The organism is Butyrivibrio sp. NC2007, from assembly GCF_000421405.1.
Lineage (GTDB): Bacteria > Bacillota > Clostridia > Lachnospirales > Lachnospiraceae > Butyrivibrio.
In genome coordinates, this window is sequence record NZ_ATWY01000031.1 from 1 (window position 1) to 16,328 (window position 16,328).

The following is a 16,328-nucleotide window of genomic DNA, read 5'->3' on the forward strand; positions in this document are numbered from 1 at the left end:
GAATCAAATTATTTTGATCTGTGGCTTGGAAAAGAGCTTGTAATTTCCAACTATTTTTTTATATAGCTATTTTTGTGATGCATTTCAAAAACAAGCTCCAACCAACATAACTTTATAGAAGGTTTTGTGATGCACTTTCCGTCCCATAATTCCCCGCACATAAAAATAAGTCAAAAGAACCGTCCTCCTGACTTAAAAAGGAGTCAAAGAGAACCGTCCCCATTGACTCAAAATGAGACAAAGTGAACCGTCCCCATTGACTCAAAATGAGACAAAGTGAAACGTCCCCATTGACTCAAAATGAGTCAAAGTGAACCGTCCCCATTGACTCAAAATGAGTCAAAGTGAAACGTCCCCGGTGACTCATGTTTGACAAAATTCCATAATACATCAGATAATTGAATATATATAAGTACTTGGAGAAAAACATGGCAAATATCAGAGAAATAGTTCTGGGTATCCTTATTGAATACGACAGGGATGGCGTTAGAAAGCCATCCCTTTTAAAGGACTGCCTGAATAAATATGATTACCTTGAGAGCAGGGATAAGGCTTTCATGAAGAGGGTGGTGGACGGATGCATCGAGAGACAGATTCAGATCGATTACGTCTTAAACTCTTTTTCCAAGACCAAAGTGGACAAGATGCAGCCCCTTATCAGAAGCCTTCTTCGCATGAGCGTTTATCAGATCATGTTTATGGACAGCGTTCCTGATTCTGCTGCATGTAACGAGGCGGTTAAGCTTGCGCAGAAGCACAAGTTTGCGGGGCTGAAAGGCTTTGTTAACGGAGTCCTTCGCAACATATCAAGAAATAAGGACAAGATTGAATATCCTTCCAAGGATGAAAATAACGGTATAGACTACCTCAATGCGCTTTATTCCATGCCGAAGTGGCTGTGCGAGATGTGGGTTTCTACCTATGGCTTTGAGAAGACAGAAGAAATCCTTAAGTTTTTCTTAGAAGCGCGTCCTACAACCATCAGGCTTGTAGCAGGGTGCGACAAAGAGAAATTTGTAAAAGAGCTGACGCAGGCCGGAGTTATCGTAACAGAAAGCGATATTCTTCCCTATGCCTTAAATCTTGAAAAGACCGACAACATCAGATTCCTTCCGGGATATGATGAGGGCATGTTCTTTGTGCAGGATGTGAGCTCAATGATGGTCACAGAGATTGCAGATCCAAAGCCCTCTCAGGTTGTTATTGATGTCTGCGCAGCTCCCGGTGGAAAGACCCTTCACGCTGCCGAGAGAGTAAAGGAAACAGAAGCAGCTGACCACACTGATGATGCAGGAGTTGTTATTTCAAGAGACGTATCTGATAGAAAATGCGAACTGATCAGGGAAAATTCAGAACGTATGGGCATGACAAATGTGAAAGTAAAAGTTCACGATGCCAGGATACACGATAGCAACCTCGAGAATAAAGCAGATATATTATATTTAGATTTACCCTGTTCAGGTCTTGGGATAATCGGAAGAAAGAACGATATAAAATATAACGTAACAAAACAGAGTCTTACGGATGTTTCAAAACTTCAGTGGGAAATCATAAAGACTGCCTGGGACTATGTTAAGCCCGGAGGAATCCTTATGTACTCCACCTGCACTGTAAACAGGGAAGAGAACGAAGAGATGCTTAGCAGGATCTGCAGTGAACTTCCTTTTGAGCCCGTAAGCTTTAAGGACAAGCTTCCTCCTAAAATGCAGGAGAAAGCTCTTTTGCAGACCGCTGAAAGCGGCTATATTCAGTTGCTTCCAGGCGAATTTGGAACTGACGGATTCTTTATCTCAAAGCTCAGAAGAAAAGCAGAGTAACAAAACAAGAGGAGTAAAGACATGCTTTTTATGATCTTAAAAATGTCAGGTATAACCTTGGCTATCACAATTCTTACGGTGCTCCTGTGGATATATCTTCGCGACAAGAAGATAACCTGGCCCATAAGGATTCTTTTGGCTGCGGTTTATGCCGGATGCGCAATACTCTCTACTCATTATGGTGTTGACTACAGCCATATGCTGATAAATGTCAGGGATATGGGCCCTCTTTGCGCAGGACTTTTCTTTGATCCTCTGGCCGGAATAATCGCAGGAGTTATAGGTGGTATAGAGAGATATATTGCTGGTGCGTACTGGGGTATCGGCTCTTATACCAAGGTTGCCTGCAGCGTTTCAACCGGACTTTCGGGCTTTGTTGCAGCCTTCATGAGCATATTTATTTTTAAGAGGAAAAAGCCTTCCGCAACCTATGCGTTTTTCATGGGCGCGGTAATGGAAGTTTTCCATATGTATGTTGTGTTCGTCACACACAGAGATGACCTGAAGATGGCCTTTTATGTTGTAAAGGTCTGCGCGCCTCCTATGATCATATTCACCGGAATAGGACTTGCTCTTTGTGCCAATGCACTTAAGATTTATGCAGGAGAATGGAAGAACCCGTTTAAGAGACGCAAGGATTCTGAAATTCAGGTAGCTCAGAAATTCCAGCGCTGGCTGTTTCTGGTAAGCGCCATCATCATTGTTGTCAGCTTTGCCTTTTCTTTTGCTGTTCAGACTGCATCAGCTGTTCAGAATACAGCTGAGAGACTTGCAACTGCTTCAGCGGATATTATTGAGACATACAACGAAGTCCGTGAAAAGAACTATAACATTAATGTTCTGCACTCCCATGTCGGAGAGACCGGAGACTTTAACATTTTAAGGGAATCGGGACTTAGTATTACCGGCGGACATAAGGGAGATCTTTTGTCGGATCCGGAGCTGGCTGCTATGCAGACAAACGTTGATAAGGGAATGTACAGAGCAACGGCGTATGGGGTGGATTCGTTCTGCAGAGCAGACACACTTGCAAACGGTGAGATACTTCTGGTCAGCCTTCCTTCTGAAGAGGTTTACGACGACAGAGATGCAGCATCTTATGAGACAGCTCTTGCTGACATTATTTTGTTTACGGTCATATATGTCCTTATATCAATGCTGGTTCAGGAAATAGTTGTTAACAACCTGAATCTTGTCAATGAGTCACTCAACAAGATCACCAACGGAGATCTCAACGAGACAGTAGATGTCTATAACTCATCTGAGTTTGCATCACTTTCAGATGACATTAATCAGACCGTTAATGTTTTGAAGGGCTATATTGATGCTGCTGAAAAGCGCATAGCCCAGGAACTGGAATTTGCGAAATCCATTCAGGAATCAGCTCTTCCTCAGAACTTCCATATTCCGAGAAAAGATGTTGAGATATTTGCCACCATGGATCCGGCAAAAGAGGTCGGTGGAGACTTCTACGATTTCTTCTTCATTGATGCTGATAACCTGGCACTGGTCATTGCCGATGTATCAGGAAAAGGTATTCCAGCATCCCTGTTCATGATGAGGAGTAAGGCTGCCATCATAAGTACTGCAGTTCAGGGCTCAAACCCTTCCGATATCCTCGAGAAGGTTAATGAGGTTCTGTGCGAAGGCAATGATGCGGATATGTTCGTTACAGTCTGGATCGGAATCATGAATCTTAAGACCGGAGTCATGAGATGCTCAAATGCCGGACATGAATATCCTATAATCAGGCATAAGGACGGGGACTATGAGCTGCTTAAGGATAAGCACTTCCTGGCGCTTGCAACCATAGAGGGAATTAAGTTCAAAGATTACGAGATTGATCTTAAGTACGGAGATGAGATCTTTGTTTACACCGATGGTATTCCTGAGGCTATAGATAAAGACATTAAGCAGTATGGCACAGAAAGACTTCTGTCTGCCCTTAATGCAAACAAGGATATTCCTCTGGACAGACTTCTTCCAAGAGTAAGAAATGATCTTGCTCAGTTTGTCGGAGAAGCAGATCAGTTTGATGATGTCACCATGCTTGGCTTTAAGTATAAAGACCCGGTGGCGTAAATTAAATTTACAGGAGATATAGATGTACGATTTAAAAAGAGATATTAAGTCTCTGAATCTTGATGAGCTTACAGCGGTTATCAAGGATTTGGGAGAGCCGGCCTTCAGGGCTAAGCAACTCTATCAGTGGATGCATGTGAAGATGGCAAGAAGCTATGACGAGATGACCAACATTCCGGCAGCGCTAAAAAACAAGCTCCTTGAAAACTTCGATTATACATCACTTAAGCAGGTTGATCTCCAGGAGTCTAAACTCGACGACACTAAGAAGTTCTTATTTGCACTCTCCGATGGCAATGTCATCGAGAGTGTTTTCATGAAGTATAAATTCGGAGTCAGCGTATGTATCTCATCTCAGGTTGGATGCAGGATGGGATGCAAGTTCTGCGCCTCGACAATTGACGGAGTGGTGAGAGGTCTTTTACCATCGGAGATGCTGGACCAGATATATGCAATATCCAGGATTACAGGGGAGAAGGTTGCAAGAGTAGTAGTTATGGGAAGTGGAGAACCACTTGATAACTACGACAACGTAGTGAAATTCGTAAGGCTCCTAAGTGATCCTGACGGTCACAACCTGGGACAGAGGAATCTTACCATATCCACCTGCGGAATCGTCCCCAACATATATAAGCTTGCAGACGAAGATTTTGCCATTAATCTGGCTCTCTCCCTTCATGCATCTAACGATGAGAAGAGAAAAGAGCTTATGCCCATAGCTAACAAGTATACAATCAATGAAGTACTGGATGCCTGCAAGGCATACTTTGACAAGACGGGAAGACAGCTAACTTTCGAATATTCCCTTGTTAGTGGGGTGAATGACACTGATAAAGACGCAGCAGAATTGTCGGACCTTCTAAAAGGTCTTAATGCAGTTGTTAACCTGATTCCGGTCAATCCAATCAAGGAGAGAACCTTTAAACCCACTGACCGCAAAGGCGCTGAGCAGTTCAAAAATAAGCTTGAAAAAAACCATATAAATGCTACTATTAGAAGAGAAATGGGCAGGGACATAGACGGAGCCTGTGGACAGTTGCGCAGGCGCCATTTGGAAGAGAAATAGTACCACCTGCTTTTTTTCCATGAATAAATGTACTCTTAGGAGGCAGTTTTGCTTAAGACTTTTTCCATTACGGATATAGGAAAAAAGAGAAAACTAAATCAGGATTATGTCTTTTCCTCAGACACCAGGATAGGTAATCTCTCCAACGTCTTTATTGTTGCTGACGGAATGGGAGGTCACAATGCAGGTGATTATGCATCGAGATTTACCGTTGATACCATGGTGGAGGAGATCGAGAGGTCTTTTGAACAGAGCCCTGTTAAGATATTGGAGAATGCTATCAAGATAGCCAACAGGAAGCTTCGCGAGAAGGCAGCAGAGGATCCCAGCCTCTTTGGAATGGGAACAACAGTTGTTGCAGCCACTGTGCTTGGAAGATTTTTGCAGGTTGCAAATGTCGGAGACTCAAGGCTCTATGTCATCAATGACAAGATCACACAGATTACCAGAGACCATTCTCTTGTGGAAGAGATGGTTCGCATGGGCGGAATTGACAGAGAAACTGCAAGGACTCACCTTGATAAGAATATAATTACCAGGGCTATCGGTGCCACTGAAACAGTAGACATCGACTTTTTTAATGTGGAATTAAATCGTGGGGACATTGTGCTCATGTGCTCTGACGGACTTACAAACATGCTTGAGGATGAAGAGATCCGCATGATAGTAAGTGGGCAGAGAGATATTATTGAAAAGGCGCAAAGATTAGTTGAACAGGCCAACAACAACGGAGGCAAGGACAACATAGCTGTTATTTTGATTGAGCCTTACGCAGATGAGCATGGGCACACCGGAGGAATAGATGGTTAAGATTGGAATGGTGATCGGGGATCGCTATGAGGTGCTTGAAAAGATCGGCACCGGCGGAATGTCCGACGTTTACAAAGCAAAAGATCATAAGCTTAATAGACTTGTAGCTGTTAAAGTGCTCAAGCAGGAGTTTTCAGAGAATGAGAACTTCGTATCCAAGTTCAGGGTAGAAGCGCAGTCAACAGCAGGTCTCTTACACCCCAATACCGTTAATGTATATGACGTAGGAGACGAGGACGGCATCAACTACATAGTAATGGAGCTTGTTGATGGTATCACTCTCAAGAAATACATTGAGAAGAAGTCAAGGCTCTCCGTCAAGGAGGCAGTCAGCATAGCTATCCAGGTGGCTATGGGACTTGAGGCTGCTCACAACAACGGTATCATACACAGAGATATTAAGCCGCAGAATATAATGATCTCAAGGGATGGTAAGGTTAAGGTAACAGACTTTGGTATCGCCAAGGCTGCCACCAGTAACACCATTACCTCCAATGTTATGGGATCGGTTCACTATACATCTCCTGAGCAGGCAAGAGGCGGATACAGCGATGCCAAGAGTGATATCTACTCACTTGGTATTACGCTCTTTGAGATGCTCACAGGAAGAGTTCCTTTCAACGGTGACACAACCGTTGCAATTGCGATAAAGCATATCCAAGAGGAGCTTCCAAGCCCTGCTGAGTTCAATGATGAGATACCTATAAGTGTAGAGAAGATTGTCCTTAAGTGTTGCCAGAAGAGCCCTGACAGACGTTATCAGAGTGCCCAGGAGCTTATAGCTGACCTTAAGAGATCTCTTATCACTCCCGACAAGGACTTCGTTTCACTTGTGGATCCCGATGAAGAGGGCGCTACAAGGGTTGCTTCCGAGGAAGAGGAAGAGATGCTTCACAGCGGAACAGGCAAGCTCTCTGATACAGAGCAGATGAGGCTTAAGTCCGATGTGATGGGTGATTACGACAGAGACGATCACTACGACGATTATGATAAAAAGAGACCTAAGAGAAGAACCTATGACGATGATGACGATTTCTACGGTCGTCCAAAGTCATCAAACAGACGCAGAACAGGTTCAGGCTCCGGCTCTAATTCCACACAGTCCAAGGTTGAGAAGATGACCATTGTAATGGCAATCATTTCAGCTGCTCTTGTAGGATTTATAGTACTTCTCCTTCTTGGAAGAAGCCTTGGAATATTCGGTGGATCGCAGGAACCTTCAGAGGGTGCAAGCACAGAGCTTTCAAGCACTGAATCAGCTTCTGATGCATCGGATGGGATTGAGGTTCCGGACGTTGTAGGCAAGACATTGGCTGAGGCAGTTTCAATCCTTCACGACGACAAGGGGTTTGATGTTGAGAAGGCAGCAGATTCGGCAAATACTGCAGCCAAGGACACAGTTGTTTCCATGAATCCTTCATCAGGAAGCAAGGTAAAGAGCGGATCCAAGGTTACGATCTACATAAGTGACGGATCAAATTACAATGCTCAGGCAGCAGCTGCTACAACTGAGGTTTCAACTGCCAAGTCAGAGGGACAGGTTAAAGTGCCCAACATTATCGGCATGACTTCTGAAGATGCTGTTATCACTTTGGTAGAAGCAGGCCTTGAAGCCGGTAAGGTTGTAGAGACCACCAATGAGGATTCAAACCTTACAGGTCTTATCTGCGCTCAGAGCATCGCTCCTCAGACACCTGTTTCACAGGGCACGGTTATCAATATGGAGCTTTCAACAGGTCCTGCCAAGGTAACTTACAGCTACAATGCAGAGATATCAGCTCCCACTGAGGGAGAGAATTTTACATATGGAATTCCTGTAAAGGTGACGCTGGTTACATCAGACGGAACAACGCTTCTTAGCACTACAACCACTGATTTCCCGGTACAGGGTACTTACAAGGGAATTACAGCTCCTACAGGTACCATCACCTTTGTTTACACAGCAACTACTCCAACCTCCACCAATCCTGAGACGGGTGAGACCACAGGTGGACAGAGCCAGGAGTACACGGTAACCAGAGCGGTTACTTTCACGCAGGAGAACTAACCCTTATGCGAGGTAGAATTCTTAAGGGCATCGCCGGGTTTTACTATGTGGAAACAATAGATCTTAAGGTCTATGAATGCAAGGCCAAGGGAATCTTTAGAAAGTCCGGAATAAAACCCATAGTCGGCGATAATGTAGAGATTGAAATAATTGATGAAGATAACAGGCAGGGAAATCTAACCGATATCCTGCCTAGAAAAAACTGTCTATACAGACCGCCTGTTGCAAATGTTGACCAGGCGGTTATTTTGTTCGCTATTGTCAAGCCTGACCCCAATTACAATCTGTTGGACCGCTTTCTTATCATGATGAGGCAGCAGAATCTCCCTGTTATCATCTGCTTCAACAAGCAGGATATAGCAACTAAGGAGGAGCAAAAAGAGCTTCATGATGCCTATGAGAAATGCGGCTATAAGGTCCTGTTTGTCAGTGTCAAAGAAGAGAGAGGCCTTGATGAACTAAAGGCACTTCTCAAGGGTAAGACCTCCACTCTTGCAGGTCCCAGCGGCGTTGGCAAGTCATCTCTTTTAAACAAGCTGGTTCCCGATGCGGATATGCAGATAGGCGAGCTGAGCAGAAAGATTGACAGAGGCAAGAACACTACAAGACATTCAGAGCTCTTTTACGTAAAAGAGCTTTCTGAGGGCGGAGAGGATACCTTCATAATTGACACTCCCGGCTTTACATCATTAGAGCTTCGTGATGTCACAGCCGACGAACTTATGGGATACTACCCTGAGTTTGAGCAGTTTGAACCTTCCTGCAGGTTTGGTGGCTGCTCTCATATAGCAGAGCCCGACTGCGGCGTTAAGGCTGCACTGGAAGCGGGAGAACTCTCAAACGTCAGATATGACAATTACAGGATAATCTACAAGGACTTAAAGAACGCCCGTCCTGATTATTCAAAAAAGAAGAACTCGGAGAAATGATTTTAGAATGAAGATTTATGTAACAAGACATGGCCAGACAGACTACAACAAAAAGAGAATGATGCAGGGAAGAAGCGACATTCCCTTAAATGAAGTCGGCATTGCTCAGGCAACGGCAAGAAGAAAGACGCTGGGAGATATTAAGTTTGATGCAGTATATTCAAGCCCCCTTATAAGGGCGGTCAAGACTGCGCAGATCATCGGAAATGTTTCGGAAGAAGAGATCATAAAGGATGAGCGCATCATCGAGGCAAACTTTGGCAAGTATGAGCTGATGAACTATTACGCAACAGGAGTTCCAATGATGCTGTACTGGAGCTTCCCGGAACTGTTTAAGGCTCCGAAGGGTGTTGAGACCATTCAGGAGATGATAGACAGGACAAGTTCTTTTCTTAAGGAGCTGGAACAGAAGGACTACGAGAACGTACTGGTTGCCTGTCATGGAGGAATAATAAGACCCATAAGAGGTTATCTTGAAAACAAAAAGAGCGGAATCATCTGGAGACCAAGGCCCAAGAACTGCGAGATTTTTGTCTATGAATGCATAGACGGTAAACACAGACTGGTAGAGGATATTCAGTAAAGACAAGGAGACTAAAGCATGAACGTATCTGAACTTGTTTCAAAAATGACATTGCAGGAAAAGGCATCACTTCTTTCGGGAGGCGATTTCTGGCATACTCAGGCCATCGACAGGCTTGGCATCAAGGGATATATGATGTGTGACGGCCCTAACGGTCTAAGAAAGCAGGAAGGTGATCCGGACCATCTTGGCAAGAAAGAGAGTATCAAGACGGTTTGCTATCCTTCTGCAAACACTCTTGCATCAAGCTTTGATGTGGATATGGAGAAAAAGCTCGGAGAAAGACTCGGTGAAGAGTGCATCCGCGAGCACATCAGCATGCTTCTTGGCCCGGGCCTTAACATGAAAAGGAGTCCTGTCTGCGGAAGAAACTTTGAGTATTTCTCAGAGGATCCTTACCTTGCAGGTAAGCTCGCTGCTGCATTTGTAAGTGGTGTTCAGTCAAAGGGTGTAGCTGCCTGCCCCAAGCATTTTGCGACGAACAATCAGGAATACAGGAGAATGTCCGGCAATTCAATCGTTGATGAGAGGACACTTCATGAGATATATCTTCAGGCGTTTGAAATTCTGGTAAAAGAGGCTCGTCCAAAGTCCATCATGTGTGCCTACAACCAGTTAAACGGAACCTATCTATCCGAGAACAAATACATGCTCACCGATGTTCTCAGGGATAAATGGGGATTTGATGGTTTTGTTGTAACCGACTGGGGCGCAGGTAAGGGACCGGCAAAGGGTGTACAGGCAGGACTTGACCTCGTTATGCCCGGTGGACACGAAGACCACGAAAAGGCCATCATCGCTGCAGTAGAAGCAGGTGAGCTGGATGAAGCGCTGGTTGATAAGGCAGTTACTCGCATTCTTAACGTGTTCTTCTGGAATGAGGAGAGCGTTCCTGCTGATCCCAAGCCTTCAGATGAAGCTACAAGAGCAGCTGACTACGCTCTGGCAAAAGAGCTTGCGGAGAACAGTGCAGTTCTTTTGAAGAATAATAAGGTACTTCCCCTTAAGGGCGACAAGAAAGTATTGTTTGTGGGAGAGTTTGCTACAAAGCCCAGATATCAGGGCTCAGGCTCATCACACATAAACAGCATCTGTGTATCAAGTGCTTTGGATGCTGCGAAGGACAAGGGAGTTTCTTTTGTACGCGGATATGATACTGCAGATGCAAAGAACGATTATGTCCTCAGGGAAGAGGCCATGAAGGCAGCAGAGAATGCAGATGTTATCGTTGTATTTGCAGGACTTCCGGCTTCGTACGAGTCAGAAGGTTTTGACAGAGATGATATCAATCTTCCGCAGGATCAGAACAAGCTCATTGCAGACCTTTCAAATCTTGGCAAGAAGGTAGTGGTTGTGCTGCACAACGGCGGAGCAGTTGCAATGCCATGGATTGACAGTGTGGATGCTGTACTTGATATGATGCTTGCCGGAGATGCTGTGGGAGAAGCGACAGTAAGGCTTCTCTGGGGGGATGTCAATCCTTCTGGAAAGCTTGCAGAGACATATCCCATCAAGCTTTCAGACAACCCAAGCTTTTTGAACTTCCCGGGAGATCATGGAAATCCTGTATATGCAGAAGGAATCTACATCGGCTATAGATACTATGAGAAGAAGAGAATGTCTGTGTTGTTCCCATTCGGACACGGTCTGACATACACTGAGTTTGAATACTCAAATATGAAGATAGATAAAGTCAGCATAACAGACAATGATACTGTTAATGTCAGCATCGATGTATGGAATGTTGGCAGATACGCCGGCAAGGAAGTAGTTCAGCTCTATGTTTCAGAGAATGATCCAAGGGTATCAAGACCTCACAAGGAGCTCAAGGGCTTTAAGAAGATTGAGCTTAAACCAGGTGAGAGTCAGACGGTAACCTTTGCGCTGGATAAGAGATCTTTTGCCTACTACAATGACAAGCTCCATGACTTCTATGTTGAGAGCGGAGACTACAGCGTGATGATCGGAGCTTCCTCCAATGACATCAGACACACAGTAAATGTACATGTTGAGGGAACAGTCGAGCTTCCTTATAGCTTCACGACCTTTACACCTATCGAGGATATCCTTGAGAGCAGAAAGGGAAAAGAGGTCCTTGGACCTATGATCGCCAAGGTCCTTGCCGAGAATGACAAAGAGGGCGGAAACGATGAATCCCTCGGTGAAGCAGGCAAAAAGATGTTTGAGAAGATGATCAAGGAGATGCCTGTTCTCAGTCTTGCAAGCTTCGGTATGATGAGCGTGGATGATGTTCAGAAATTGCTGGATGAGATAAACCTATGATAAAATCTATATTAGGTTAATATGCGCTAACAATGGAGACATTCTATGGATGAGAGAAGTGTAAAAGACCTTTTGAATCTGGTAAAGAGCGGTGATATATCAGTTGATGATGCACTGCTTAGCCTTAAGGAAGAGCCTTTTGAAGATATGGGGTTTGCAAGGCCTGATTTCCACAGGGGAATTAGGCAGGGTAAGCCTGAGGTCATCTATGGCGCGGGCAAGACACCGGAGCAGATCCTTGAGATCTCAAGAGCGCTTCTTTCCCACAGCCAGGACAGAGTGCTGATAACCAGAATGTCCGCTGAAGCAGCGAACTACTATCAGAGTAATGTAAAAGAAGATGAAGAGAACTTCTTTCTCTATGATGAGATCAGCAAGGTGGGTATAGCCTATAAAGAGTCCGGAAAGCCTGAGTTCGCGGTTCCGCATACAGGAAAATCGGAGAGCTATGAAGGTGAGGGCAAGATTGTAATTGCCACCGGAGGAACCAGTGATATTCCCATTGCTGAGGAGGCGGCTCTTACAGCCGAGTTTTTCGGCAATAAAGTCGTAAGGCTCTATGATGTCGGAGTTTCCGGAATACACAGGCTCCTGGCCAAGGAACCTATGGAAGAGATCATGACTGCCCGTGTCATCATAGCCATAGCGGGAATGGAAGGCGCGCTGCCAAGTGTAATCGGAGGCCTATCTTCCGTGCCTGTTATTGCAGTTCCTACCAGTGTCGGATACGGAGCTTCTTTCGGAGGTATAGCAGCTCTTTTGTCCATGCTCAATTCCTGCGCAAGCGGAGTCAGCGTGGTCAACATAGATAACGGTTTTGGTGCCGGGTATCTCGCAGGCATGATAAACCAAAAAAAATAAGACTGGAGTATTAGACAAAAATGCAAACAACTAAATCAAAGAGAGTATTGTCAATCATTGCACTGGTACTTATCCTTGCAATCATCCTCGGAACAGTGGCAAGTGCACTTATGGGCTGCGGAGCTGTCGAGAAAAAGGATGATACAACAATCCGAATAGGAGCCATGAAGGGCGCAACAACCATCGGACTTGTTAACCTTGTGGACAAGATAAATAAAGGCGAAGCAGATGGCAATTATACTTTTGAGATGTACACAGCAGGCTCTGATGTAATGGCAGCCATGGTTGCAGGAGAAGTTGACATCGCCCTGGTACCTGCCAATGTGGCATGCGTAATGAATACCAAGGTGGAGGGCGGCGTATCGGTTATCGATATCAACACCCTGGGAGTTTTAAACTGCATATCTGCAGGTGATGAGATCAAATCTGTTTCTGACCTTTCAGGCAAGACTGTATATGCAACAGGTCAGGGAGCAGTTCCTGAATATACAATCAGATATCTGCTTGAGGCAAACGGCGTAACGGACTGCAATCTTGAGTTCAAGTCAGAGCCAACAGAGATTGTTTCAATCTTTGCGGAAAATGCCGACGCGGTAGCTATTCTTCCACAGCCCTTTGTGACTGCAACTCTTGCTCAGAACGAGGCTCTCAAGATCTCTTTTGACTTAAATGATGAGTGGGCTAAGGTCAATTCAGACTGCAAGATCGTAACAGGTGTAACCGTTGCAACCAATTCCTTTATAAAGGAGCACGGAGGCCTTGTTGAGGCGTTCCTTACTGCTCACAAAGAGAGTGCTGACAAGGCTCTTTCAGATGTTGATACCACAGCGGCACTTGTAGTTGAGCAGGGCATCATAGCCAAGGAGCCACTTGCCAAGAAGGCTATTCCAAACTGCAACATTACATGTATTACGGGAAAAGAGATGAAGCAAGCCCTCGAAGGGTATCTCAAGGTTTTATTTGAGCAGGATCCCAAGTCTGTAGGCGGAAGTCTTCCCGGCGATGAGTTTTACTACGGGGTATGATTGGGAGAGAAAACCTGGTGAAAAAAGTTTTGCGTAAGGTCATTCCGGTGATCGCCTGGCTTTTAATCTGGCAGCTGGTGGCTTTTATAATCCACAATAAAATACTTTTGGCAGGACCTTTGGAGACATTAAAAGCGCTGATAAGCCTGTCACAGACTTCTGACTTCTGGGAGTCGATAGCAGAGAGCAGCACAAGAATTCTTCTTGGATTCCTGATAGGCTCAGTCCTTGGAATAGCTGCAGCTTATCTGGCATATACAAACGAAGTGGCAAGGGACTTTCTAAAGCCCTTTGTTGTAACCCTTAAGTCAGTTCCTGTAGCCAGCTTTGTAATCCTTCTTCTGATATGGTTTGGAAGCAGGAATATCTCTGTGATAATATGTGCAATGGTGGTCTTTCCAATCCTGTATCTGAGCACTCTTGAAGGGTTCCTGAGCACTGACGTCAAAATGCTGGAGATGGCACAGGTTTTCAGAATGCCGAGACTAAGGACAGTGAGATATATCTTTTTGCCGCAGCTAAAGCCTTTTTTTCAGAGTGCCTTTAAACTCGCAATTGGAATGAGCTTTAAGAGCGGAATTGCAGCGGAAGTAATCGGACAGCCCCTTCACACTATGGGGAACGGTCTGTATCTTGCCAAGGTATATCTTGAGACCGGAGAACTTTTTGCCTGGACAATAGTGATCGTCCTGATCTCTTTTATCTGTGAAAAGATACTTGCCCTGGCTATCGGGAGAGCAAAATGACAATTGAAGTAAAGGATATAAAGAAGTCATATGACGGCAGGACCGTACTTGATAACTTTAATCTGAATATAGAAGAAGAACACAGCTACATAATAACCGGGCCTTCGGGCTGCGGAAAGACAACGCTCCTTAGGCTGATCCTGGGACTTGAAAAGCCTGATGAAGGGACGGTCAAGCTCCTTGGCGATTACAAATACCCCTATATAAATTCAGGAACGGTATTTCAGGAGGATCGCCTGTGCGAGGACGCAGATGCTATCACCAACGTGACCATGGTCAGCAGAAAGGTCTTTAAGGAGACGGTGACGCAGGAGCTACTGCAGCTCCTTCCGGAGGAAGCAATCCATAAACCGGTAAAAGAGCTGTCGGGAGGCCAGAGAAGGCGAGTGGCAATCGTCAGAGCCTGTGCTATTCCCAGTGATATTTTAATAATGGATGAACCTTTTACGGGGCTTGATGATGAGTCCAGAGAAAAGTGCATCGAATATATAAGGCATAAACAAGGGTCCGGGGCACTGGTACTTACAACTCATGACACCAGAGGACTGGAATTTGGCAGAGTAATTCAAATGGAATGAAAAGGAGATTTTTATGGTAACGAATGATGCGAGTATGAACAGCTTCAAGCACAAGATCATGGAGGAAGTGTGCAGACTTGAGTGGAACGGCGAAAACGATCAGGAGCACATTGAGCAGCTTGTCCTTAAGATGATACCGGGACCAAAGCCTGAGTATCGCTGCTGCGTTTATAAGGAGAGGGAGATCGTAAGGCAGAGGATCAATCTGGCAAATGCCAAGGCTCCCAGCTACAATCCCGATTCTGAGAACATAGTACAGGTTATTGATCCTGCTTGTGACGAGTGTCCGATTGCTGCTTACTCAGTAACTGATAACTGCAGATTCTGTATGGGTAAGGCATGTATCAGTTCCTGTAAGTTCGGGGCAATAACACCCGGTGATACTCACATGCATATTGATCCTGCAAAATGCAAAGAGTGTGGAATGTGCGCAAATGCATGCCCTTATAATGCCATCGTGCATCTTGAAAGACCTTGTAAGAAGGCATGCCCTGTCGGTGCGATCACCTATGATGAGTATGGCTACTGCAAGATCGATGAGGATAAATGCATACAGTGCGGACATTGTATCCACAGCTGTCCTTTCGCAGCTATCGGAAGTAAGACCTTCCTGGTTGATATCATAAAAGAGATCAAGGCAGGCAAGGAAGTTATCGCTATGTGCGCACCTGCAACCGAAGGACAGTTTGGTGAGGAGATCACCATGGGCTCCATCAGAGAAGGCCTTAAGAAGATCGGTTTTGCTGACATGGTAGAGGTAGGCCTTGGCGGTGATATGACTGCTGCTTACGAGTCAGCCGAGTGGTCAGAGGCATACAAAGAGGGCAGAAAGATGACAACTTCCTGCTGTCCTGCATTCATCAACATGTTAAAGAAACATTTCCCTGAGCAGTACAAGGAGAACATGTCATCAACAGTATCTCCTATGTGCGCTATTTCAAGATATTTAAAGGCTACAAGACCAGGATGTGTAACCGTATTTATCGGACCATGCATCGCCAAGAAGTCTGAGGCTCAGGATAAGTCAGTTCCGGATAATGCAGATTACGTTGTAACCTACGGCGAGCTCAGAGCATTAATGAGATCAAAGGATGCCAAGTTCGAGCCCGTTCCCGAGAACTATCAGGAGTCTTCAATCTGGGGTAAGAGATTTGCTGCCAGCGGCGGAGTTGCAAATGCAGTTATCGAGTGTATGCAAGAGAGAGGCGAAGATACTGAAGGCATCAAGCTCCTCAGAGCAGCCGGAGGAGCAGAGTGTAAAAAGGCACTTACTCTCCTTAAGGTTGGCAAGCTCCCTGAGGACTTCATCGAGGGTATGGTTTGTCCCGGAGGCTGCGTAGGCGGTCCTTCAAGACACAAGAATATCAGCGATATCAATAAGCCAAGAGAAGCACTTCTTGCGAAGGCGGATGACAGAAAAGTTCTTGAGAACCTTAAGAATTATCCAATGGACAAGTTTTCAATGCACAGAGACGGTCATATGTAATACACAAGAGGGCGC

The 16,328-nt window shown here is 45.2% G+C and carries 13 protein-coding genes; all 13 read left to right on the plus strand.

The genetic code is table 11. The annotated features are described in order from the left end of the window. Window positions 1–428 precede the first annotated feature (428 nt). Genes rsmB through G632_RS0117175 form a run of 13 tightly spaced genes read left to right on the plus strand, consistent with a single transcriptional unit; the run spans window position 429 to window position 16,313 of the window. Window positions 429–1,817, plus strand: a complete 1,389-nt coding sequence (rsmB, locus tag G632_RS0117115) for a 16S rRNA (cytosine(967)-C(5))-methyltransferase RsmB (protein ID WP_022770754.1) — start codon at window positions 429–431, stop codon at window positions 1,815–1,817. A 21-nt stretch (window positions 1,818–1,838) separates the two neighbouring features. Then, the gene (locus G632_RS21530; RefSeq protein ID WP_022770755.1) at window positions 1,839–3,899 is read left to right on the plus strand and encodes a SpoIIE family protein phosphatase; all 2,061 of its coding nucleotides are present in this window, start codon (window positions 1,839–1,841) and stop codon (window positions 3,897–3,899) included. Window positions 3,900–3,921: 22 nt separating this feature from the next. Then, entirely contained in the window at window positions 3,922–4,965 is a 1,044-nt protein-coding gene (gene rlmN, locus G632_RS0117125) for a 23S rRNA (adenine(2503)-C(2))-methyltransferase RlmN (protein WP_022770756.1), read from the plus strand. Window positions 4,966–5,013: 48 nt separating this feature from the next. Further along, the gene (locus G632_RS0117130; RefSeq protein ID WP_022770757.1) at window positions 5,014–5,775 is read left to right on the plus strand and encodes a Stp1/IreP family PP2C-type Ser/Thr phosphatase; all 762 of its coding nucleotides are present in this window, start codon (window positions 5,014–5,016) and stop codon (window positions 5,773–5,775) included. Continuing rightward, window positions 5,768–7,822 carry a Stk1 family PASTA domain-containing Ser/Thr kinase gene (gene pknB, locus G632_RS0117135; RefSeq protein ID WP_022770758.1) on the plus strand — a complete coding sequence of 685 codons (2,055 nt, stop codon included), beginning with the start codon at window positions 5,768–5,770 and terminating at the stop codon, window positions 7,820–7,822. The genes G632_RS0117130 and pknB overlap by 8 nt, the downstream gene beginning before the upstream one ends. 5 nt (window positions 7,823–7,827) lie before the next feature. Further along, window positions 7,828–8,751, plus strand: a complete 924-nt coding sequence (gene rsgA / locus G632_RS0117140) for a ribosome small subunit-dependent GTPase A (protein ID WP_022770759.1) — start codon at window positions 7,828–7,830, stop codon at window positions 8,749–8,751. Window positions 8,752–8,758: 7 nt separating this feature from the next. Next, complete coding sequence (locus G632_RS0117145; protein ID WP_022770760.1) at window positions 8,759–9,334, plus strand: histidine phosphatase family protein; 576 nt, start codon at window positions 8,759–8,761, stop codon at window positions 9,332–9,334. Window positions 9,335–9,352: 18 nt separating this feature from the next. Further along, window positions 9,353–11,617 (plus strand): glycoside hydrolase family 3 C-terminal domain-containing protein, encoded by a 2,265-nt coding sequence (locus G632_RS0117150; RefSeq protein ID WP_022770761.1) that lies wholly within the window; start codon window positions 9,353–9,355, stop codon window positions 11,615–11,617. A 45-nt stretch (window positions 11,618–11,662) separates the two neighbouring features. After that, on the plus strand, window positions 11,663–12,478 hold the full coding sequence (gene larB / locus G632_RS0117155) for a nickel pincer cofactor biosynthesis protein LarB (protein WP_022770762.1): 816 nt from the start codon (window positions 11,663–11,665) through the stop codon (window positions 12,476–12,478). Window positions 12,479–12,498: 20 nt separating this feature from the next. After that, window positions 12,499–13,503, plus strand: coding sequence for an ABC transporter substrate-binding protein (locus G632_RS20610; protein WP_022770763.1), 1,005 nt, complete (start codon window positions 12,499–12,501; stop codon window positions 13,501–13,503). 17 nt (window positions 13,504–13,520) lie between these two features. Then, a complete protein-coding gene (locus tag G632_RS0117165; RefSeq protein WP_051154985.1) occupies window positions 13,521–14,249 on the plus strand; it encodes an ABC transporter permease in 729 nt (242 codons plus the stop codon). After that, window positions 14,246–14,827, plus strand: a complete 582-nt coding sequence (locus tag G632_RS0117170) for an ABC transporter ATP-binding protein (RefSeq protein WP_022770765.1) — start codon at window positions 14,246–14,248, stop codon at window positions 14,825–14,827. Before G632_RS0117165 ends, G632_RS0117170 begins: the two co-directional genes overlap by 4 nt. Window positions 14,828–14,840: 13 nt before the next feature. After that, on the plus strand, window positions 14,841–16,313 hold the full coding sequence (locus G632_RS0117175; protein WP_022770766.1) for a 4Fe-4S dicluster domain-containing protein: 1,473 nt from the start codon (window positions 14,841–14,843) through the stop codon (window positions 16,311–16,313). Window positions 16,314–16,328: the final 15 nt, after the last annotated feature.

Excerpts from the sequence above, each read along its gene's own strand:
- G632_RS20610 (WP_022770763.1), top strand. The coding sequence starts at position 12,499 with ATGCAAACAACTAAATCAAAGAGAGTATTGTCAATCATTGCACTGGTA.
- G632_RS21530 (WP_022770755.1), top strand. The coding sequence starts at position 1,839 with ATGCTTTTTATGATCTTAAAAATGTCAGGTATAACCTTGGCTATCACA.
- G632_RS0117175 (WP_022770766.1), top strand. The coding sequence starts at position 14,841 with ATGGTAACGAATGATGCGAGTATGAACAGCTTCAAGCACAAGATCATG.
- rlmN (WP_022770756.1), top strand. The coding sequence starts at position 3,922 with ATGTACGATTTAAAAAGAGATATTAAGTCTCTGAATCTTGATGAGCTT.
- G632_RS0117150 (WP_022770761.1), top strand. The coding sequence starts at position 9,353 with ATGAACGTATCTGAACTTGTTTCAAAAATGACATTGCAGGAAAAGGCA.
- rsmB (WP_022770754.1), top strand. The coding sequence starts at position 429 with ATGGCAAATATCAGAGAAATAGTTCTGGGTATCCTTATTGAATACGAC.
- pknB (WP_022770758.1), top strand. The coding sequence starts at position 5,768 with ATGGTTAAGATTGGAATGGTGATCGGGGATCGCTATGAGGTGCTTGAA.
- rsgA (WP_022770759.1), top strand. The coding sequence starts at position 7,828 with ATGCGAGGTAGAATTCTTAAGGGCATCGCCGGGTTTTACTATGTGGAA.
- G632_RS0117170 (WP_022770765.1), top strand. The coding sequence starts at position 14,246 with ATGACAATTGAAGTAAAGGATATAAAGAAGTCATATGACGGCAGGACC.
- larB (WP_022770762.1), top strand. The coding sequence starts at position 11,663 with ATGGATGAGAGAAGTGTAAAAGACCTTTTGAATCTGGTAAAGAGCGGT.
- G632_RS0117145 (WP_022770760.1), top strand. The coding sequence starts at position 8,759 with ATGAAGATTTATGTAACAAGACATGGCCAGACAGACTACAACAAAAAG.